This window comes from Rhodococcus sp. Z13 (assembly GCF_025837095.1).
Taxonomy (GTDB): Bacteria; Actinomycetota; Actinomycetes; order Mycobacteriales; family Mycobacteriaceae; genus Rhodococcus; species Rhodococcus sacchari.
In genome coordinates, this window is record NZ_CP107551.1 from 705,733 (window position 1) to 724,403 (window position 18,671).

18 protein-coding genes and 5 tRNA genes are annotated in these 18,671 nt (G+C 69.8%); 10 read left to right on the forward strand and 13 right to left on the reverse strand.

Annotated elements, in window-relative coordinates; genetic code table 11:
* The first annotated feature begins 16 nt into the window (after positions 1–16).
* Positions 17–793: a phosphate ABC transporter ATP-binding protein PstB gene (gene pstB / locus OED52_RS03310; RefSeq protein WP_264153277.1), complete on the forward strand. Its 777-nt coding sequence runs from the start codon at positions 17–19 to the stop codon at positions 791–793.
* 74 nt (positions 794–867) lie between these two features.
* Here the strand turns inward: pstB and phoU are convergent, their stop codons facing one another.
* The 6 genes from phoU to OED52_RS03340 form a co-directional block, all read right to left on the reverse strand.
* Positions 868–1,575: a phosphate signaling complex protein PhoU gene (gene phoU / locus OED52_RS03315; protein WP_264153278.1), complete on the reverse strand. Its 708-nt coding sequence runs from the start codon at positions 1,573–1,575 to the stop codon at positions 868–870.
* A 98-nt stretch (positions 1,576–1,673) separates the two neighbouring features.
* Positions 1,674–3,488, reverse strand: coding sequence for an LCP family protein (locus OED52_RS03320; RefSeq protein ID WP_264153279.1), 1,815 nt, complete (start codon positions 3,486–3,488; stop codon positions 1,674–1,676).
* Between the two features lie 808 nt (positions 3,489–4,296).
* Entirely contained in the window at positions 4,297–5,439 is a 1,143-nt protein-coding gene (gene dusB, locus OED52_RS03325) for a tRNA dihydrouridine synthase DusB (protein WP_264153280.1), read from the reverse strand.
* A gap of 201 nt (positions 5,440–5,640) precedes the next feature.
* Positions 5,641–6,594, reverse strand: a complete 954-nt coding sequence (locus tag OED52_RS03330) for an acyl-ACP desaturase (RefSeq protein ID WP_264153281.1) — start codon at positions 6,592–6,594, stop codon at positions 5,641–5,643.
* Positions 6,595–6,819: 225 nt separating this feature from the next.
* On the reverse strand, positions 6,820–7,416 hold the full coding sequence (locus tag OED52_RS03335) for a DUF937 domain-containing protein (RefSeq protein ID WP_264153282.1): 597 nt from the start codon (positions 7,414–7,416) through the stop codon (positions 6,820–6,822).
* Positions 7,417–7,502: 86 nt separating this feature from the next.
* Positions 7,503–7,964, reverse strand: a complete 462-nt coding sequence (locus OED52_RS03340; protein WP_264153283.1) for a hypothetical protein — start codon at positions 7,962–7,964, stop codon at positions 7,503–7,505.
* Positions 7,965–8,132: 168 nt separating this feature from the next.
* Here OED52_RS03340 and OED52_RS03345 point away from each other — a divergent pair, with 168 nt between their 5' ends.
* A complete protein-coding gene (locus OED52_RS03345) occupies positions 8,133–8,777 on the forward strand; it encodes a hypothetical protein (RefSeq protein ID WP_264153284.1) in 645 nt (214 codons plus the stop codon).
* Between the two features lie 54 nt (positions 8,778–8,831).
* Here the strand turns inward: OED52_RS03345 and OED52_RS03350 are convergent.
* A tRNA-Lys gene (locus tag OED52_RS03350) sits at positions 8,832–8,904 on the reverse strand.
* A 362-nt stretch (positions 8,905–9,266) separates the two neighbouring features.
* Here OED52_RS03350 and OED52_RS03355 point away from each other — a divergent pair.
* From OED52_RS03355 to OED52_RS03390, 8 genes are all read left to right on the forward strand, one after another.
* Positions 9,267–9,926 carry a TetR/AcrR family transcriptional regulator gene (locus OED52_RS03355; protein WP_264153285.1) on the forward strand — a complete coding sequence of 220 codons (660 nt, stop codon included), beginning with the start codon at positions 9,267–9,269 and terminating at the stop codon, positions 9,924–9,926.
* A gap of 100 nt (positions 9,927–10,026) precedes the next feature.
* Positions 10,027–10,099, forward strand: a tRNA-Glu gene (locus OED52_RS03360).
* A gap of 54 nt (positions 10,100–10,153) precedes the next feature.
* Positions 10,154–10,227, forward strand: a tRNA-Asp gene (locus OED52_RS03365).
* Positions 10,228–10,264: 37 nt separating this feature from the next.
* Positions 10,265–10,341 (forward strand) — tRNA-Phe (locus OED52_RS03370).
* An 85-nt stretch (positions 10,342–10,426) separates the two neighbouring features.
* Positions 10,427–10,500, forward strand: a tRNA-Asp gene (locus OED52_RS03375).
* A gap of 215 nt (positions 10,501–10,715) precedes the next feature.
* Positions 10,716–11,951, forward strand: a complete 1,236-nt coding sequence (locus OED52_RS03380; RefSeq protein ID WP_264153286.1) for a glycosyltransferase family 4 protein — start codon at positions 10,716–10,718, stop codon at positions 11,949–11,951.
* Positions 11,945–12,679: a class I SAM-dependent methyltransferase gene (locus OED52_RS03385; protein WP_264153287.1), complete on the forward strand. Its 735-nt coding sequence runs from the start codon at positions 11,945–11,947 to the stop codon at positions 12,677–12,679. Before OED52_RS03380 ends, OED52_RS03385 begins: the two co-directional genes overlap by 7 nt.
* Positions 12,680–12,695: 16 nt before the next feature.
* Positions 12,696–13,754, forward strand: coding sequence for a glucosidase family protein (locus OED52_RS03390; protein ID WP_264154564.1), 1,059 nt, complete (start codon positions 12,696–12,698; stop codon positions 13,752–13,754).
* A gap of 13 nt (positions 13,755–13,767) precedes the next feature.
* Here the strand turns inward: OED52_RS03390 and OED52_RS03395 are convergent, their stop codons facing one another.
* The 6 genes from OED52_RS03395 to OED52_RS03420 are packed head-to-tail and all read right to left on the reverse strand — an operon-like array spanning position 13,768 to position 18,663.
* Positions 13,768–14,430, reverse strand: a complete 663-nt coding sequence (locus OED52_RS03395; RefSeq protein ID WP_264153288.1) for a class I SAM-dependent methyltransferase — start codon at positions 14,428–14,430, stop codon at positions 13,768–13,770.
* A gap of 43 nt (positions 14,431–14,473) precedes the next feature.
* The gene (locus tag OED52_RS03400; protein WP_264153289.1) at positions 14,474–15,550 is read right to left on the reverse strand and encodes an ecdysteroid 22-kinase family protein; all 1,077 of its coding nucleotides are present in this window, start codon (positions 15,548–15,550) and stop codon (positions 14,474–14,476) included.
* Positions 15,547–16,656 (reverse strand): TIGR03857 family LLM class F420-dependent oxidoreductase, encoded by a 1,110-nt coding sequence (locus OED52_RS03405; protein ID WP_264153290.1) that lies wholly within the window; start codon positions 16,654–16,656, stop codon positions 15,547–15,549. Before OED52_RS03405 ends, OED52_RS03400 begins: the two co-directional genes overlap by 4 nt.
* Positions 16,653–17,021: a carboxymuconolactone decarboxylase family protein gene (locus tag OED52_RS03410; protein WP_264153291.1), complete on the reverse strand. Its 369-nt coding sequence runs from the start codon at positions 17,019–17,021 to the stop codon at positions 16,653–16,655. Before OED52_RS03410 ends, OED52_RS03405 begins: the two co-directional genes overlap by 4 nt.
* Positions 17,018–17,917 (reverse strand): NAD(P)-dependent oxidoreductase, encoded by a 900-nt coding sequence (locus tag OED52_RS03415; protein ID WP_264153292.1) that lies wholly within the window; start codon positions 17,915–17,917, stop codon positions 17,018–17,020. The genes OED52_RS03410 and OED52_RS03415 overlap by 4 nt, the downstream gene beginning before the upstream one ends.
* On the reverse strand, positions 17,914–18,663 hold the full coding sequence (locus OED52_RS03420; RefSeq protein WP_264153293.1) for an SDR family oxidoreductase: 750 nt from the start codon (positions 18,661–18,663) through the stop codon (positions 17,914–17,916). The genes OED52_RS03415 and OED52_RS03420 overlap by 4 nt, the downstream gene beginning before the upstream one ends.
* Between the last annotated feature and the right edge of the window lie 8 nt (positions 18,664–18,671).

Sequence of the window (18,671 nt, forward strand, 5' to 3'; positions counted from 1 at the left end):
AGTAGGGAGCCGGTTCATGGCCAAGCGCCTGGATCTCAAGGACGTCAACATCTACTACGGGAAGTTCCACGCCGTGGCCGACGTGACGCTGTCCGTGCCGCCGCGCAGCGTCACCGCGTTCATCGGCCCGTCCGGCTGCGGCAAGTCCACTGTGCTGCGGTCCATCAACCGCATGCACGAGGTGACGCCCGGCGCCCGCGTCGAGGGTTCGATCCTCCTCGACGGCGAGGACATCTACGGCTCGAACGTCGACCCGGTGGGTGTACGCAAGACGATCGGCATGGTCTTCCAGCGCCCCAACCCGTTCCCCACGATGTCCATCCGCGACAACGTCGTCGCCGGCCTCAAGCTCCAGGGGGTCCGCGACCGGAAGACCCTCGACGAGGTCGCCGAGAAGTCGCTGCGCGGCGCCAACCTGTGGAACGAGGTCAAAGACCGTCTCGACAAGCCCGGTGGTGGCCTGTCCGGGGGACAGCAGCAGCGTCTGTGCATCGCCCGAGCCATCGCGGTCCAGCCCGACGTGCTGCTCATGGACGAGCCCTGCTCGGCTCTCGACCCGATCTCGACGCTGGCCATCGAGGATCTGATCGGGGAGCTGAAGAAGGACTTCACGATCGTCATCGTCACGCACAACATGCAGCAGGCCGCGCGTGTCAGCGACCAGACGGCGTTCTTCAACCTCGAGGCCACCGGTCGCCCGGGCGGCCTCGTGGAGATCGACGACACCGAGAAGATCTTCTCGAACCCGAGCAAGAAGGCCACCGAGGACTACATCTCGGGCCGCTTCGGATAGGCCACGCGACCACCACTCCTGCGAAAGGGCCCCGACCGGAACTCGTCCGGCCGGGGCCCTTTCGCAGCAGGGGATCAGGAGTTCTCGGGATATACCGCGAGACGGTCGGCCTTCTCGCCGAGGCGGTGGATCTCCTCCTCGGTGGGCAGCTTGCCGGTGACCAGGAAGATGACCCGGCGGCCCACCTCCACGGCGTGGTCGGCGAACCGCTCGTAGTAGCGGCCGAGCAGGGTGACGTCGACGGCCGCGGCGACACCGTGCTCCCACTCCCGGTCCATGAGCACGGTGAACAGATGCCGGTGCAGATCGTCCATCGCCTCGTCCTCGTGGTGGAGGCGGGCGGCCCGCGCCGGATCGCGCGTCTCGAGGATCTCGCGGGTCGCGGCGCCGAGGGCCACGGCGATCCGTCCCATCTCCGCGAAGTAACCCTTCACCTCGTCCGGCAGGACGTGCTGGGGATGGCGGCGGCGGGTGGCCTTCGCGATGTGCAGGGCCAGGGCGCCCATGCGGTCGATGTCGGCGACGATCTGGATGCCGCTGACCACCGCCCGCAGGTCGCCGGCGACCGGCCCTTGCAGGGCGAGCAGCTGGAACGCCTTCTCCTCACAGGTCGCGCCGAGGGTGGTGATCTTCTCGTGCTCGTCGATCACCTGCTCGGCGACGGCGAGATCGGCTTCGAGAAGGGCTCGGGTGGACCGCTCCATCGCGGTTCCGGCGAGCCCGGCCATCTCACCGAGGAGATTCCCGAGCTCGACCATCTGTTCGTTGTAGGCGACGCGCATAATGGCACAGCCTACGACCCGGACGGGTCCGGTCAGCGAGCATCGGATGAACCGGAGATGAACACGAGGCGGCCTCGGCGGATCGCCCGACCACCCCGCTACGTGCAGAGATCGTCGGCGGCGTTGGTGATCGCGAGGTCCGCGGGCAGCTCCACGGCCGAGTCGGTCTGCGACTGGATCTCCAGCGGCCCGAGCTGCGTGCCGGCCTCGGCGGGAGGGACGACGGTGCCGTCGAAGCTGGTGCCGAGCACGATCTCGATGATGCTGCCCAGCTGCGCGGAGGCCGGAGCCTCCTGCAGGACCGCGCCGGGGAAGGCGGAGGCGACCGTCGCGGCCTCGACCTCGTTGCCCGCGGCGAACCGGATCACCGTCCTGGTGCTGGTTCCCGACGCGTAGTTGCCCACCGAGTAGACGGGGAAGCCGTAGGCCGCGACGGTCTCCGCGGTCTGCGCCGCGAGACCGGAGACACCGGAGGCGTTCGAGACCTGCACCGGGATGATCGACGGGTCGACGGCGACCTGCGGCGGAAGCGGTTCGGCGGGGGCCGCCGACGTGGCCGCGTCGTCGTCCACTTCCCGCTTCTCACCGGGCAGCGGCAGGTCGTCGATGATGGCGGTGAAGATCGCCTCGATGTCGTCGAGGCGGGGGATCTCGTTGCCCCAGTCGTTGGTGCCGGCCGTGGGGACGGTCAGGAACGACACCGCGCCGGCGTCGACGTTCTGCATCGACCGGGCCAGCTTCACGAGCGACTCGGCGTTGACGTTCTCGACGAAGGTCGCGCGGGTGAAAGCACCGACGAGGCCGTTGAGCTTGCCGGGGTCGAGCAGCACCTTGTTCGACAAGGTCGACCGCAGCAGCGAGGAGAGGAACTTCTGCTGGCGGGTGATGCGCCCGTAGTCGCTGTTGCCCTCCGAGTCGATCTTGCGGGCGCGCACGTAGTTCAGGGCGTCGCGACCGCCGAGGGTGTGCCGGCCGGGGGTCTCGATGACGGTGCCGAGCTCGTTGTCGATGAGCGGGATCGGGGTGCACACCTCGACACCGCCGATCTCGTCGACCATCGATTCGAAGCCGGCGAAGTCGATTCCCACGAAGTGCCCGATCTTCAGGCCGGACATCTTCTGGATCACCTTGACCAGGCACTTCGGTCCGCCCAGCGCGTAGGTGGCGTTGAGCTTGTCGCCGTCGGCGGCGGGATACAGTTCGCTGCCGTACTCGCCGGTGTTGCTGTCCCACTCGCGGCAGACCGGACGTTCGACGTCGAGGTCGCGGGGGAACGAGACCGCGACCACGCGGCTGCGGTCGGCCGGGATGTTCACGAGGATCACGGTGTCGGCGCGGGCGCCCTCGGCGTCCTCGACGGTACCGGCACCCATCTCACCGCTGGCGCCTGCGCGGGTGTCGGTGCCGACGATCAGATAGGTCTCGTCACCGGTCTGCCCGATGGGGTCGACGATGTCGCTCGAGTCGGTGTCCAGGGCGGCGATCTGGGACAGACCGGCCTCGGTGGACCGCACGTAACTCCACACCGACCCGGTGCCGACGAGGGCCACGACCGACACGAACGCGACGGCGGCCCGCGCCGCCGTGCGCCACCGGCGTTGCTTGCGCTGCTTGCTCTGGGCGAGACGGCTGACGTCGCTGCGGCCCACCGGCCGGGGACGCGCGGCACGGTGTGCGGTCGTTCCGGAGTCGGCGGCCGGTGCCGGATCCTCGTCGGGCGCGGGAACGGCCGCGGCGGGTACGGCTTCGGCTGAGTCGATCGCTGCAACAGGGTCGATCGCTGCAGCAGGGTCGATCGCTGCAGCGGGGTCGATCGCCGCAGCGGGGTCGATCTTCACCGTGGGACTGTCGTCCGACGGGATCGCGGCGCGGGGCGGGGCGACCGGCGGCGGAACCGGGGGAGCGGACGGCACCTGCGGAGGCTGTGAAGCCTGCGGTACACGCGTGGGCTGCGGGCCCGGCGGGGGAACCGGGACGGAAGCCTGCGACGGGGGCGCAGCAGGAGGCCGCGGAGGGGTCTGGATCCGCGGCGGAACCGGCGCCGCCGGATGCTGCGGTGCCGCGGGTCCGGGTGGTGCCGAGGTTCCGGGCGGTACCACCGGTGACTGCGCCGCAGCGGGAGGCTGTGGGGCCGGTGACTGTGTGGTCGGAGGTTGGGTGGTCGGAGGTTGGGGAGCCGGGGTCCGCGGGCGTACCGGGGGCAACCCGGAGGTCGCGGTCCGCGGCGGCTCGGCGGGAGCCTCAGGCGGCTCGGGGGACAGGGCGTCCGACCGCCGGCCCATCTTGTTCAACAGCTCCGCGACGGTGAGCTGCTCCGGATCGTCCGCGTCGGCCGCCCGCCGGCTGCGCGCACTCTCCGACCGCTGCGACCCGAGGCCGTCGTCGGCGGATCGATGCGCACCACCTGGCCGGTGGGAGCGGTTGGACCGGGAGTCCCGGTAGGTCGGGTCGGCTATCGGACGTTCCCAAGGAGCGCGAGGGTCCGGGGACCCTTTGTCGTGCTCCTCGTCCACCGATACCAACCTCTCTGCGGGTCTGCCCGCATTCGTACGTGCTGCGGGTCTTCCCGCACTCGTTCGTGCCCGTCGCACACGGCACCGCTCGCAGGCAGCCGTCGTGACGACTCCGTAATGATACTGATCGTCTGTTACGTGTGACGGCTACACGACGGGCGTGGCTCACACTCCGGCGCGCCGCCGCGCCGGTCGATCATGCCCGACCTCAGCCGCCCGAATGCATGATGTCGGCGCCCACCGGGACGCAGGTGTCCTCGGGGTCGTCGAGCCAGCCGTCCGGAAGAGCGACGCTGCTCGGGGAACCCTGACGTCCCCGCGGGCCCTCGGCGTCGGCCGGGAACGGCACGTCGTGGTCGAGCTTGCCCAGCAGGTCGTCGAGCTCGGCGAGCGTCGACACCCGCGCCAGGCCGTTGCGGATCTCGGAACCGGCCGGGAAGCCGCGCAGGTACCACGCGATGTGCTTGCGCATGTCGCGCAGACCACGGTCCTCGCCGTGGTGGTCGGCGAGCAGCTCGGCGTGCCGCCGCATGATCTGCGCCACTTCACCGAGATTCGGCGGGGTCGGGATCGGACGGCCGTTGAGGGCGGCGCTGAGCTCGGCGAAGAGCCAGGGACGGCCGAGGCAGCCGCGACCCACGACGACGCCGTCACATCCGGTCTGCGTCATCATGCGCTCGGCGTCCGAAGCGTCGAAGATGTCGCCGTTACCGAGCACCGGGACGTCCGTGACGTGCTCTTTCAGCCGCGCGATCTCGTTCCAGTCCGCCTCACCCGAATACCGCTGCGCGGCGGTCCGGGCGTGCAGGGCCACGGCCGCGGCACCCTCGGCGGCCGCGATCCGGCCGGCGTCGAGGTGGGTGTGGTGCTCGTCGTCGATCCCGATGCGGAACTTGACGGTGACCGGGATGTCGGTGCCCTCGGTGGCGCGCACCGCCGCCGCCACGATCTGCCCGAACAACCGGCGCTTGTAGGGCAGGGCCGAACCGCCGCCCTTCCTGGTCACCTTCGGCACCGGGCAGCCGAAGTTCATGTCGATGTGGTCGGCGAGATCCTCGTCGACGATCATCTTCGCCGCCGCGTAGGTGGTGTCCGGGTCCACGGTGTACAGCTGCAGCGACCGAGGCGTCTCCGTCGGACCGAAGGTCGTCATGTGCATGGTGACCGGGTGCCGCTCGACGAGAGCGCGGGCGGTGACCATCTCGCACACGTACAGCCCCGAGGTGCTGCCGGCCCGCTCGAGTTCGAGCTCGCGGCACAGCGTGCGGAATGCGACGTTCGTCACTCCGGCCATCGGCGCCAGCACCACCGGGCTGTTCAGTTCGAGCGAGCCGATGCGGAGCGAAGACATGAGTACCTCTGGCAAACGTTGTGACGAAGAAATCGGTTGTGCGGCAGTCGAATCGAGGGGCCCGAATGCGGTTCGCCGCAGGAACGGCCGTGCCCGGCACCGAAACCGGTACCGGGCACAGGATAACCGTTGTGGCAGGTCGGGCCCGAATCCCGACCGCGGGGCGTGATATCGGACTCAGGCCCCGGCGCCGATCGGGACTCAGGCGTCCGCGCCGACCTTCTCGCGCTTGGCGGCCTCACGAGCGAGCATGCGGTCGCGCATCCCCTCGAACTTCTCGGCCTGCCGGCCGAGGTCCTCGAGGAAGACACCGAGCTCCTCGAGGCTCTGCTGGGCGTCGCTGCCGAGATCGCGCTCGAAGACCTTCCACTTGCGCAGCACCGGCATGACCACGTCGTCGAGATGCTGACGCAGGTCGTAGATGCCGTGCTTGGCCATGAGCACACCGTTGCGGCGGAAGTTGGGCATCCCGGCGCCGGGCATCTGGAAGTTCTTCAGAACCTCCACGATCGCCGCGAGCGTCTGCGCGGGCGCCAGTTCGAGCGCCGCCTCGCAGATGTTGCGGTAGAAGATCATGTGCAGGTTCTCGTCGGCCGCGATGCGCTGCAGCATCTTGTCGGCGATCGGGTCGTTGCAGGCCCGGCCGGTGTTCCGGTGCGACACGCGGGTCGCGAGCTCCTGGAAGGTCACGTAGGCGACGGAGTGGAGCATGCCGGTGGAGTTCGGCGACGCGAAGCCATTGGTCATGTGTTCCATACGGGCGTTCTCCAGCGCGACCGGATCCACGCCGCGGGTGACCACCAGGTAATCGCGCATGACGATGCCGTGACGGTTCTCCTCGGCGGTCCACCGGCCCACCCAGGTGCCCCACGCGCCGTCGCGGGAGAAGCTCTCCGCGATCTCGCGGTGGTAGGACGGCAGGTTGTCCTCGGTGAGGAGATTGGTGATCATCGCGGCCTTGGCGACCTCGTCGAGCCGTGACTGCTCGGGCTCCCAGTCCACGCCACCCAGCGCGGCGAAGTTCCGTCCCTCGTCCCACGGCACGTAGTCGTGGGGGTGCCAGTCCTTCGCCATCGAGAGGTGGCGGTTGACGTTCTCCTCGGCCACGGGTTCCAGTTCGCGCAGCAACTCCAGCTGCGTCAGAACTCGCGTCATCCTCTGATACCCCTCACGTCGTGTCGCATCTGCTCTGCCAGGCTACGGATGTACGGATCGGGTCCTGGTCCGGGCGGTTCGGCGATGTACTGAAGATGTACTGAACCCCCCGGACAGTGGCCGCCCTCACATTCGTCCGCACCACCGTACAGGTCCACCCGGGAGGTCGGCAGCACGGTCCCGATCCGCGCCGCAGCTCCCGGGTGGGGACACCCGTGGGCCGTCTCAGCGCTTGCCGCCCCCGAGCAGTCCGCCGAGCAGGCCACCGAGGCCGCCGCCGGAGTTGCCGCCGAGCACGCTTCCGAGCAGGTCGCCGATGCCGCCCGCCCCGCCGCTGTTGCCTCCCGCCTGCTTCAGCAGCCCGCCGAGAAGGTCGCCGAGACCGCCCTGGGAGGCGCCGGAGGCGCTCGGCGACGCACCACCACCGATCTGCTTGGCGAGATAGGACAGCACGACCGGCGCGATGATCGGGAGCACCTTGGCGATCAGGTCGTTGCCGCCGGCCCCGTTGACGGAACCGAGGGTGCTGATCACCTGGTCCTTCTTGTCCCCGAAGACGTTGGAGACGATCCGGTCGCCGTCCTCGGTGTCGATCGCGTCGACGTCCACCCCGCCCTCGGCCAGCGGGGACCCGGAGTGCTTGTCCAGGGCCGAGAGCAGCGACGCGGCGCCCTCGGGGTGCTGCGCGTTGGCGTCGAGGCCACCGACCAGGGTGGGAAGCGCCGCGCGGATGGCGGTCTCCGCAGTCGGGGTGTCGACGCCGAGGCGCTGAGCGACCTGGTCGACGGGGATGCGGGACATGAGTTCGTCGAGGCTTGCCATCGTTCCTGCCTTGGCTTCGGGGGCATCCGGTGCGGTCGCCCGATGCGCCGAGAGTAGCGACAACCGGGCTGCCGGAGGGTGCGCTTTCAGTCCAGCGTGGCGCGGGTGCCCGGCGACCGGCGCAACGCCACGAGACAGCACAGCAACGCGACGATCGTGCCGCTGAGCAACAGGACGGTCCCGTTCTGGTTCGTCAGGGTCGTGCTGCGGTTGAGTTGTACGTACTCGCCGTGCGCCTGGAACAGCCGCGTCCAGAACACCGCTGCGGTCGCGAGTCCGACCAGGGTGCCCGCCCAGCCGGTGGGGACGGAGTCGAACAGGGCCGCCACGAGCAGCAGGACCGCGGCGACGACGAGCGGCACCGCCAGCGACTGGTGGAGCGGCAGATCGGAGGTCGCGATGCTCGCCAGGTCGCCGTCGGGGAAACCGTCGCGCAGCGCCGTCAGCGGGATCTCCGTGGGGCGGATGCCGCCGACCACCGGCAGAACCGAACCGATGCCCAGCGCCACGGCCGCCAGGAACAGTCCCAGATCGACGAAACTGCGCATGTTCCTCCCCAGGTCTGCGAACGGACTGTCGGCTCCTGAGGGGTCACCGTATACAAAGTCGCGCTCGCGCACCGGGTGAAAATGCCGAGACCGAATCCGCTCCTGCCGAATCGGTGAACCGTAGGCTGAGATCCGTACGGCTGCTGTCGGTACGTGGAGAGGTGCGGGATGACGGACGTGGGGGCCGGCGAAGGGCAGGCGCGGCAGGGTCTGCCGCCCTGGGCGAAGAAGACGATCGCCGTCGTCGCGACGATCGTGGTGCTCGTCGTCGCGTACTACGTGCTCGCGGCCTTCGTGCCCCGCTGGTGGGCGCAGCGTGTCGCCGGACTCGCTGACGGCGGTTTCGTGCGCGGAGTGCTGTGGGGTCTGCTGTTCGGCATCCTGTGCACCGCGATCCCGCTCGCGCTGCTCGCGTGGATCTGGCAGGTCCGCAGCTGGAAGTACCACCGGGTCCTGCAGATCGGCATGGCGGCCCTCGCGCTGCTCGTGGTCCTGCCGAACCTCATGACGCTCAGCATCGTGCTCGGCAACGGGAACGCCGCGCACGCGGGGGAGCGGATCCTCGACGTCGACGCCCCCGGTTTCCGGGGTGCCTCGCTGGTCGGCGCGATCGTCGGCGCCGTCCTCGCGGTGGTGTTCGTCGTGGGGTTGTACCGCTACCGCAAGCGCGGCCGGGATCTGACACAGGCCCGGGAGAGTCTCGAACAGCGCCGGCTCGAGGAGCAACGGCTCGAAGCGCGGCGCGAGGCGGAACGCGAACTCGGCCGTGAGGGCGGGGACGTTCCGCCCGGTTCGCACAGCGCGAAGGGATAGGAACCCGGAGACGAGGAACGCCGGCGTCGCATCGACGCCGGCGTTCTCCGTACGTGCCCCCAGCAGGGCTCGAACCTGCGACCTGCGGATTAAAAGTCCGTAGCTCTACCAACTGAGCTATAGGGGCGTGGGCGCACAGTGTAACCACAGTCCGCGATGTGATCGTAGACGACACGGCCGGGTCGGTGCAGCCTGCGCGTCGCGCGTTCCGGACCGTCGCATGTGAGGTCGGGCCGACCGGCCCGGAAGACGTGTGTGGCTCGGGTGCCCACCCCCTGCTTCGCACCCGAGCCGCCCGAATCATACCATTCGGTGTGTTCCGTGGGTAGCCGAGCTGCACGCGTCAAGGCCGCTGTGCCACGGAGTGGCACGGGACGTCCGATGGGCCGCGGAACGGAGACCGGACCGCTACCTGCATGCGGGGGAACGGGCGCAGACTAGAGTTGTCGTTCGTGGGGGATCACCGAACATGGAAGGCTGTATTTCCCCATGGCTCGTCAACAGGAACGTGCGCGTCGTACCCGAGCAGCAATCGTCCGGTCGGCCGCCGCGGAGTTCGCGAAGCGAGGATTCGCCGCGGCGTCGATCAACGCGATCCTGGAGCAGTCCAACGCGACCAAGGGCGCGATGTACTTCCACTTCGCGTCCAAGGAGGATCTCGCCAGGGCGGTGCTCGACGAGGGCATCGAGCACTACCGCGCGATCGTCGACAAGTGGATGGACGCACCGGGACTCGATCCCTTCCAGCGTCTGCGCGGCATGGTCGGTGACCTCGGCGCCGCCCTGCACGACGATGTGATCATCGCGGCGGAGTTCCGCCTGGTCACCGAGCCGGAGTTCATCGGTGAGGCCCGGTTGCGCGGCAGCACCGTGTGGGGCCGGGCGGGCTACCAGCTCGCGGTGCAGGCGCAGGAGCAGGGCTTGTTCAAGCCGGGCGTCGACCTCCGCCGTTTCGTCGAGGCGGTGGCCTCCTCGCTCGCCGGCCAGCGGTACCTCGTCGACCTCACCTCGCCCGTGGTCGACGTGCGGGCCCGCTTCGAGGCGTGCCTCGAGGTCCCGCTCGAGGCGATGGCGTCGGAGGAGTGGCTGGCGAAATGGCGTGAACACGGCTGGCCGGAGATCTCTCCGGAGGCCGGATCGATGCCCTGAGCTGCTGATTTGTGATTCAGGAATGCCGTGGCATAAGCTGTGCAAGCTCCCAACGGAACGCCAAACCCGTTGAGGGTGCGGTTCGGAGGAATCCGATCGGGCCCCCTTCGTCTAGCGGCCTAGGACGCCGCCCTTTCAAGGCGGTAGCGCGGGTTCGAATCCCGTAGGGGGTACGTTTCGACCCGGTCGAAGCGTGCAGTACCTTGGTACGAGAAGTGAATATGCATGGCCCTGTGGCGCAGTTGGTTAGCGCGCCGCCCTGTCACGGCGGAGGTCGCGGGTTCGAGTCCCGTCAGGGTCGCTTCCAGAACGATCGGCATTCGGTTCGGGTGCCGTCCGGCCAGGTAGCTCAGTTGGTACGAGCGTCCGCCTGAAAAGCGGAAGGTCGCCGGTTCGATCCCGGCCCTGGCCACCACGGTTGCCCGGCAAGCAGCCATGAATTGAATATAGACGGCCCACCTTCGGGTGGGTCCTACTGTGGAAACTCCAAAGTTTCTCATGGCCCTGTGGCGCAGTTGGTTAGCGCGCCGCCCTGTCACGGCGGAGGTCGCGGGTTCGAGTCCCGTCAGGGTCGCTCCAGGCGAAGCCCCGGTATCGATGGATACCGGGGCTTCGTCGCGTCCCGGATCCGTTGTCTTCCGGTCCTCCTGTTCCGGCCCCGTATCGTCCGCCGGGGAACGGGAGTGTCCGTTGGCGTGAGCGCCCGATACGTGTTCTAGTGTGTGTTCTACGTAACTTGTGGACACTTGTCCGAGCGACCCTGTCCCTCCGAGCGATCCGAGGTGGAATGTGCGCGTAGCTCTGTTGTCGTATCGGAGCAAGCCGCATTGCGGGGGCCAGGGCGTCTACGTCCGCCATCTCAGTCGCGAACTCGTCGCGCAGGGGCACACCGTCGAGGTGTTCTCGGGGCAGCCCTATCCCGAACTCGATCCCGGCGTGCTCCTCACCAAGGTGCCCAGCCTGGATCTCTACCGCGACGACGATCCCTTCCGCACCCCGCGGCCGAGCGAGTTCCGCGACCTGATCGACGTCCTCGAGGTCGCCACCATGTGGACCGCCGGCTTCCCCGAACCACGCACCTTCGGGCTGCGCGTTGCGCGGCTGCTGCGCGAGCGGGCCGCCGACTTCGACGTCGTGCACGACAACCAGTCGCTCGGCTCCGGTCTGCTGAAGATCGCCGAGGACCTGCCCCTGGTGGCGACGATCCACCATCCGATCACCCGCGACCGCGAACTCGACCTCGCCTCGGCCGGTTCCTGGCGTCGCCGCATCACCCTCCGCCGCTGGTACGGCTTCCTGCGCATGCAGGAACGGGTCGCGCGACGGATCCCCACGCTGCTGACCGTCTCGGAGAACTCCGCCGCCGACATCCGGTCCGCCTTCGGTATCGAGGCCGACCGCATCCACACCGTCCCGCTCGGGGTGGACACCGACACCTTCGCGCCCGCCGACGAGCGCGTCCCGGGACGCATCGTGTGCGTCGCCAGCGCCGACGCCCCGCTCAAGGGTGTACCGACCCTGCTCGAGGCGGTCGCGAAGCTGCGCACCGAACGTGAGGTCGAACTCGTCCTCGTCTCCAGGCTGGCACCCGGCGGGGCCACCGAGAAACTCATCGACGAACTCGCGATCGGCGACGTCGTCCGCACGGTCTCCGGGATCGACGACGCGGAACTCGCGGGGCTGCTCGCGTCCGCCGAGATCGCCGCGGTGCCGTCCCTCTACGAGGGGTTCTCGCTGCCGGCCGTCGAGGCGATGTCCTGCGGCACACCGCTCGTCGCCAGCCGCGCCGGTGCCATCCCCGAGGTGGTGGGCGACGCCGGGGTGCTCGTGCCGCCGGGTGACGCGCAGCAGCTGGCCGCGGCGCTGGCGGACCTGTTCGACGATCCGGAAGCACGCCGGCGGCTCGGCACGAAGGGTCGGGACCGGGTGCTCGAAAGATACAGCTGGGCGGCTGTCGCCTCGCAGACCGCCGCCCTCTACGAGCGGGCGATCACCGCGCACCGAGAGGGGAAGAACGGATGCTGACCGTCGACTTCGACCGCCTGGGCGTCCGGCCCGGGATGCGCGCCATCGACATCGGGGCCGGGCAGGGCCGCCACTCCTTCGAGCTGTACCGCCGCGGGGCGGACGTCGTGGCGTTCGACCAGAGCGCCGACGACATGAAGGCCGTGGCCGACATGTTCGTCGCGATGGAACTCGAGGGCGAGGTGCCCGAGGGTGCGCTGGCCCGCGCCGAGGTCGGCGACGCCCTGGCCCTGCCTTACGAGGACGCGACCTTCGACCTCGTGCTGATCTCGGAGGTGCTCGAGCACGTCCCCGAGGACGAGCGGGCGATCGCGGAACTCGTCCGCGTCCTCAAGCCCGGTGGTGTCGCCGCAGTGACGGTGCCCCGCTGGCTGCCGGAGCGTATCTGCTGGGCCCTGTCCGACGCCTACCACGAGGTGGAGGGCGGGCACGTCCGCATCTACAAGGCCGACGAACTCGCCGCCGAACTCACGAGGGCCGGTCTCGTCGTCACCGGCACCGACCACGCGCACGCTCTGCACTCGCCCTACTGGTGGCTCAAGTGCGCGGTGGGCGTCGACAACGACGACAACCCGCTCACCAAGGCCTACCACCAGCTGCTGGTGTGGGATCTGATGAAGGCGCCGTGGATCACCCGCACCGCCGAGAAGCTGCTCGCCCCCCTCATCGGCAAGTCGGTCGTGTTCTATCTCGAGAAGCCGGGTCCCGCCGGTGCTGCGGCGCGGTGACTCTGCGCCCGCGGTGATGCCGTCGGTGCCGGGCGTGCTGTCACCGGAACAGTGCCTGGACACCGGCCGCGCCATCGCGCGCATGCAGCAATCGTCCGGTGCGATCCCGTGGTTCCCCGGCGGGCACACCGACCCCTGGGACCACATCGAGTCCGCGATGGCGTTGACCGTCACCGGGCTGCGCGAGGAAGCGGAGGCCGCTTTCGAGTGGTGCCGCCGCACGCAGCGGCCCGACGGGTCGTGGCCCGTCCGTTTCCGCGGCGACACGATCGAGAACCACGACACCGACAGTAATTTCACCGCCTACATCGCGGTGGGGGTGTGGCACCACCATCTCGTCACCGGGGACCGGCAGTTCGTCGAGCACATGTGGCCGACGGTGCGTGCCGCGCTCGACCTCGTCGTCGACATGCAGCTGCCGGGCGGCCAGATCGCCTGGGCCCGAGGCGAGGGCGGGTTGTGCGACGAGGCGCTGCTGACGGGTTGTTCGAGCATCCACCAGAGCCTCGGCTGCGGACTCCGGCTCGCCGAACTGGTGGGTGAGTCGCAACCCGACTGGGAGGTCGCGCTGATCCGCCTCGGGCACGCGCTGCGCCGGCACCCCGAGGTGTTCACCCCGAAGCCCGAGTACTCGATGGACTGGTACTACCCGATCCTCGGCGGTGCGTTGCGGGGACCCGAAGCGCACGAACGGATCCGGGACCGATGGGTGGACTTCGTGGTCGACGGGCTCGGGATCCGGTGCGTCGACCACCGTCCCTGGGTCACCGGAGCCGAGACCTGCGAACTGGTGCTGGCCCTCGACACCCTCGGCTACACGGGCCGGGCACGCGGATTGTTCGCCGCCATGCAGCATCTGCGCGATCCGGACGGCTCCTACTGGACCGGCCTGGTCTACGCGGACGGTAAACGCTGGCCGGTGGAACTGAGTTCGTGGACCAGCGCGGCGGTCGTGCTGGCCGCCGACGCCCTGTCGCGAACGACCGGCGGCAACTCGATCTTCCGCGACGCGGCGGCACCCGCCCGGCGGCTGGGCGCCGACCGCTGCACGGAGCACTGCCCGGTGCTGGTCTGAGCTCCCGCGGATCTCAGCTGCCCGGCAGGACACCCACCGTGCCGGAGACGCGTTCGAGGACGCGGAGCGAGTCGGTCACCGACTTCTCGACGAACTCACCGCTTTCCAGTGCGCGGCAGTAGATCTCGTAGGGAGGCCGGCCGCCGTCCCTCGGGTCGGGGAAGACGTCGTGGATGATGAGCGCACCGCCGATCACCACCCACCGGGCCCAGCCCTCGTAGTCGGCCTGCGCGGCCTCGCTGCTGTGCCCGCCGTCGATGAACACGAACGACGCGGGGGTGCGCCAGAACGATGCCACGAGAGGGGAATTGCCGACCACCGCGACGACGTGCGATTCGAGGTCGCCGTCGGCGAGGGTGTGCCGGAGCGCACCGACGGTGTCGAGACGCCCGGTGTGCGGATCGACCAGCGACGCGTCGTGGTACTCCCAGCCTGGCTGGTGTTCCTCGGAACCGTGGTGGTGGTCGACGGTGACGACGGTGCCCCCGGTGGCCTTCGCGGCGGCACCGAGGTAGACGGTCGAGCGACCGCAGTAGGTGCCGATCTCGATACCGACCCCCTCCCCGAGATACCGCACGGCGGCCGCGTGCAACGCGATGCCTTCGTGATGGGGCATGAAACCGGCTGTGGCTTCGGCGAGTTCGACCATCTCGCGGGGCAGCGTGGTGCGGGTCATCGGATGGGCTCCGTCCTTCTCGCGTACTGCGGTGTCTCCCGCGTCACATTACCCGCGCGTCGTCGCCGTCGACGTCCGCGGTCACCACGGTGAGACCGTCCAGGTCGCGGATCGCCGCGCACGACCGCGCGACCATCGTCGCGAACATGCGGTCACCACGCGGTGTCCGGACACCGTAGGCACACCCGAACACGGCGACGAGCGGCCCCTGCAGCAGGGCGAACCGGTAGTCGTCCCAGCACTGCTCGAACGAGTACCCGACCACGCCGTGGCCGAGCAGCGCACGATGGTAGGTCGCGACGAGGTCCCGTTCGTGGGCGCGGCGTACCTCCGGCGGCAGGCTCGTGGCGACGAAGTACGCCAGGTCGCGGGCCGGCAATCCCACGGTCAGGGTCTGCCAGTCCACCGCCGTCACGCCCGCCGCGCCGTCGGGCGGGAACAGCAGGTTGTCGAGCCGGTAGTCGCCGTGCAGCAACGCGAACCGCTGCGAGCGGGCGAGGATCCACCGCTCGGTGACCTCCGCGCACGCCCGCAGGAGGGCGTGGTCCTCCGCGGAGACGAGGTCGCCGAGATCGTCGGCGAAGGTCTCGATCGCCGGGCCGTACAGCTCCGCGAGGAGCCGGGCCTGCGCCGCGTCGGTGGGGGTGAGGAAGTCGAGCTCGTGCAGGCTCTCGTCGCACCAGCGCGGGCCGTGCAGCCCGGCCAGATTGCGGACGGCGTCGTGCGCCTGCTCGACGGTGCACCCGGTGAGCTGATCGCCCGGCGCGGCCGGAGCGGCATCCTCGAGCAGAAGGGTGAACTCGCCGTCGTCGCCGAGCGCCGCGTGGTGGCAGACCGGCGTCCGGACCGCGACGGTCGCCGCGATATCGGTGTAGAAGTGCACCTCGCCGCGGTAGGCACCGGCGAGCATCCGCCGCGTGCCCGGATCCGCGATCGGCAGTTTGACGATCACCGACACCGGCACGTCCTCACCGGAGAGCACCGCCCGGTGACATGTCCCGATCTGACCGGTGCCGATCCGCTCGACCGTCACGGCCCGCACGGTCCCGCCCAGCAGCTCGGACAGGCGATCGGGAGTGAGATCGTCGGCGCACGACAGCAACTCGGGCGTCGAGGTCATGGGGTCCTCCATCCGGGATTCGCGGGCAGGGACGAGAAACGCTGCGGGTCGCGCCGGGATCGCCACGCGGCGACGACGGGGGCGAGCTCGGCCGGTGTCGCCCCGTGCAGGATCACGCTGTCGGCGCCCGCACCGAACTGGTCGGCGATGCGCGACGCGCAGTGACCGGCGCTGCCGGTCGCGCAGGCGGCGAGCCACTCGTCGGGTAGCAGTGACCCGATCCGCTCCAGCGTCGCGGCCGGTGCCGCATCCAACGGGCCGGGGTGGTCGCGCACGAGCGGATCGTCGCGGAAACGCTTCAGTACGCCCGGGTCCCAGCCGTTGACGCGGACGAGCACGTCGCCGTAGCCCTGCAGATAGGTGGCGAGCCGGCCGGTGATCTTCCGCAGCCGCAGTTCCTCGGGCACGCTCTCCTCGACGGTCGCGAGCACCGCCCAGATCCGTACCGAACCCGGATCGCGTCCGGCCCGCTCGGCGGCGTGCCGCACGGTGCGCACCGCCCGGGCGAGGGTGTCGTCGGTGAAGAAGGTGTGCAGCACGACGCCGTCGGCGATCCGCCCCGCCAGCTCCAGAGTGCGCTCACCCAGCGCGACCATCAGCACCGGGATGCGGTCCTCGCCGGTGGCGGTGCGGCGCAGGTACGGGAAGTCCCCGGCGGCGCCGTGGTGGTCGGCCACGGCCTCGCCGCGCCACAGGGTGCGCAGCAGGGCGACGGTGTCCTCGAGCCGTGCCGAGGTCACCCGCGGCAGGCCTATGAGGTCGGACAACGCGTCGAAGCCGCGGCCGAGTCCGAGAGCGTAGCGGCCGCGGCTGAGCCGGTGCAGGGTGGTCGCCGCCGTGGCGGTGACGAGCGGGTGCCGCGTGTGTGGGTTGGTCGCCGCGGTTCCGATGCCGAGGCGGTGACTCGCGGCGGCGGCCGCACCCGCGAGGGCCACGGCGTCCTTCGTGTCGAAACGCTCCGACAGGAACACCGCGCCGAGCCCGGTCCGCTCGGCGTCGGCGATCTCGTCGAGCAGGTCGTGCGGGTCGTCGGTGTGTCCGGCGAGACCGTAGAACCCGAGTTCCGGACAGTCCGGCTCGGGTGCGGGCCCACCGGGGCGGCTCACGTGCGCGCCGCCGCCTTCCTCCGCTGCAGCACGGCACCGACCGCGTTGTCGAGCTTCGAGCCCAGCGGCCAGCCCACGTAGTGGCACAGGAACAGGGCGATCTCGCGGAGCTGCTGCTCGTCGAGTTCCTCGTTCTTCAGGGCCGCCTCGATCTGGATCTCGGCGATGTCGGTGGCGCCCTGCGCGGTGAGCGCCCCGAGCAGCAGCAGCCGGCGGTCGCGGATGGTCAGCCCCGGCCGGGTCCAGATGTTCGCGAACAGGTGGTCGGCGGTGACGGCGAAGTGCTCGCCGGGACCGTCCTGCATCTCCCAGCCGTAGACCTTGGACATCATCTCCAGGCCGCGGCGGCGGGTCTCGTCGGTCATGCGTGCTCCTTCCGGGAACGGGTCTGCGCGATCTCACCCGTGCCGACCCCGAGACCGGGGCCGAGATCGGACAGCGCCCGGGCGCCGAGCGGCAGGTCGACCCCGAGCCGGTCGGCGAGATCCAGGGCCAGCGCGAGATCCTTCTCGCCCAGGACGCGCACGCGCGAGAAGATCGGGAACCAGGAATCGTCCTCCACGAGCGGGGAGGTGGTGTCGCGCCACATGATCGAGCCGGCGCCACCGGTGATCGCGTCGGTGTGCCGGACCACCTTGCCGAGTTCGGTGATGTCGAGACCCGCTGCCTCGGCCAGCCGCTGCGCCTCGGTCGCCGCGGTGAACGAGACGAAGTGGAGCAGGTTGCGGGCGAGCTTCATCCGGGTTCCGGCACCGACCGGCCCGGCGTGCACGACCAGCGAGGCGAAGGTGCCGAACGGCTCGCGGATGCGGGCGAAGACCTCGTCGCTCGCCCCGACCATCACCGCGAGGGCGCCGTTCCTCGCACCGCCGGCCCCGCCGCTGACGGGTGCATCGACGAGATCGACACCCTTGTCGGCGCACAGTCCGGCGAGTTCGACGGCGGTGGTGTCGGAGATGGTCGAGTGCACGGCGACCACCGTGCCGGGCCGGGCGGCCGACAGCACTCCGTCGGGGCCGGTGACGACCTCGCGGACCTGCGCGTCGTCGAGGACGGTCACGCACACCAGGTCGCATTCGGCGGCGAGTCCGGCCGGGGACGAGGCGGCGGTGGCGCCCTTGTCGGTGAAGGGGGTCATGGCCTCGGGCAGCACGTCGAAGACGGTGAGCCCGGCGGGCCGGTCGAGCAGCCGCTCGGCCATGGGGGAGCCCATGTTGCCGAGACCGATGTACCCGGCCCGCCCGATCGTGGAGGCGGTCACGAGCGGATCACCTGCCCGCCGTCGACGTTGAAGATCTGTCCGGTGATCCAGCCCGCCTCGTCGGAGAGCAGGAACAGGCACATGCCCACGAGGTCCTGGGGGGTGCCCATCCGCTTGAGCGGCAGCTGCTTCACCATGTCGGCGACCATGTTCGCGGGCGTGGTGGTGCGGGTCGCCTCGGTGTCGATCGGGCCCGGGGCGATGGCGTTGATACGGATGTTCGACCCGCCGAGTTCGACGGCGAGCTGCTGGGTGAGACCGTTGATGCCGACCTTCGCGAGCCCGTAGAAGCCCGAGTAGAGCCACGCCGCGGTGGAGGACTGATTGACGATCGAACCGCCCTTCTTCGTCATGTGGGGCCACACGGCGCGGGTGACGTTGAGAGCGCCGTCGAGGTTCACGCTCATGAACTTCTTGTAGTAGTCCCACGGAACCGTCAGCAGCAGGTCTAGTTTCATGCCGCCGTAGATCGCGGCGTTGTTGACGAGATGGTCGACGCCGCCGTAGGTCTCCACGGTCGAGGCAGCGAGAGCCTCGGCCGAGCCGGGATCGGAGACGTCGACCGCCGTGAAGGTGGCGACACCGCCGTCGGCGACGATCTGTTTGGCGACCTGCTCGCCGAGTTCGGCGTTCAGATCGGCGACCACCACGTTCGCACCCTCGGCGGCCAGCGCACGCGCGTACGCCTCGCCGATCCCCTGGGCGGCTCCCGTGACGATCGCAGTGCGATCGGTGAAACGTGCCATCGGACAGA

Coding starts and splice junctions, on each gene's coding strand:
- OED52_RS03340 (WP_264153283.1), bottom strand. CDS start 7,964: ATGCGCAGTTTCGTCGATCTGGGACTGTTCCTGGCGGCCGTGGCGCTG.
- OED52_RS03420 (WP_264153293.1), bottom strand. CDS start 18,663: ATGGCACGTTTCACCGATCGCACTGCGATCGTCACGGGAGCCGCCCAG.
- OED52_RS03330 (WP_264153281.1), bottom strand. CDS start 6,594: ATGACGCGAGTTCTGACGCAGCTGGAGTTGCTGCGCGAACTGGAACCC.
- pstB (WP_264153277.1), top strand. CDS start 17: ATGGCCAAGCGCCTGGATCTCAAGGACGTCAACATCTACTACGGGAAG.
- phoU (WP_264153278.1), bottom strand. CDS start 1,575: ATGCGCGTCGCCTACAACGAACAGATGGTCGAGCTCGGGAATCTCCTC.
- OED52_RS03345 (WP_264153284.1), top strand. CDS start 8,133: ATGACGGACGTGGGGGCCGGCGAAGGGCAGGCGCGGCAGGGTCTGCCG.
- OED52_RS03355 (WP_264153285.1), top strand. CDS start 9,267: ATGGCTCGTCAACAGGAACGTGCGCGTCGTACCCGAGCAGCAATCGTC.
- dusB (WP_264153280.1), bottom strand. CDS start 5,439: ATGTCTTCGCTCCGCATCGGCTCGCTCGAACTGAACAGCCCGGTGGTG.
- OED52_RS03385 (WP_264153287.1), top strand. CDS start 11,945: ATGCTGACCGTCGACTTCGACCGCCTGGGCGTCCGGCCCGGGATGCGC.
- OED52_RS03400 (WP_264153289.1), bottom strand. CDS start 15,550: ATGACCTCGACGCCCGAGTTGCTGTCGTGCGCCGACGATCTCACTCCC.
- OED52_RS03410 (WP_264153291.1), bottom strand. CDS start 17,021: ATGACCGACGAGACCCGCCGCCGCGGCCTGGAGATGATGTCCAAGGTC.
- OED52_RS03390 (WP_264154564.1), top strand. CDS start 12,696: ATGCCGTCGGTGCCGGGCGTGCTGTCACCGGAACAGTGCCTGGACACC.
- OED52_RS03395 (WP_264153288.1), bottom strand. CDS start 14,430: ATGACCCGCACCACGCTGCCCCGCGAGATGGTCGAACTCGCCGAAGCC.
- OED52_RS03335 (WP_264153282.1), bottom strand. CDS start 7,416: ATGGCAAGCCTCGACGAACTCATGTCCCGCATCCCCGTCGACCAGGTC.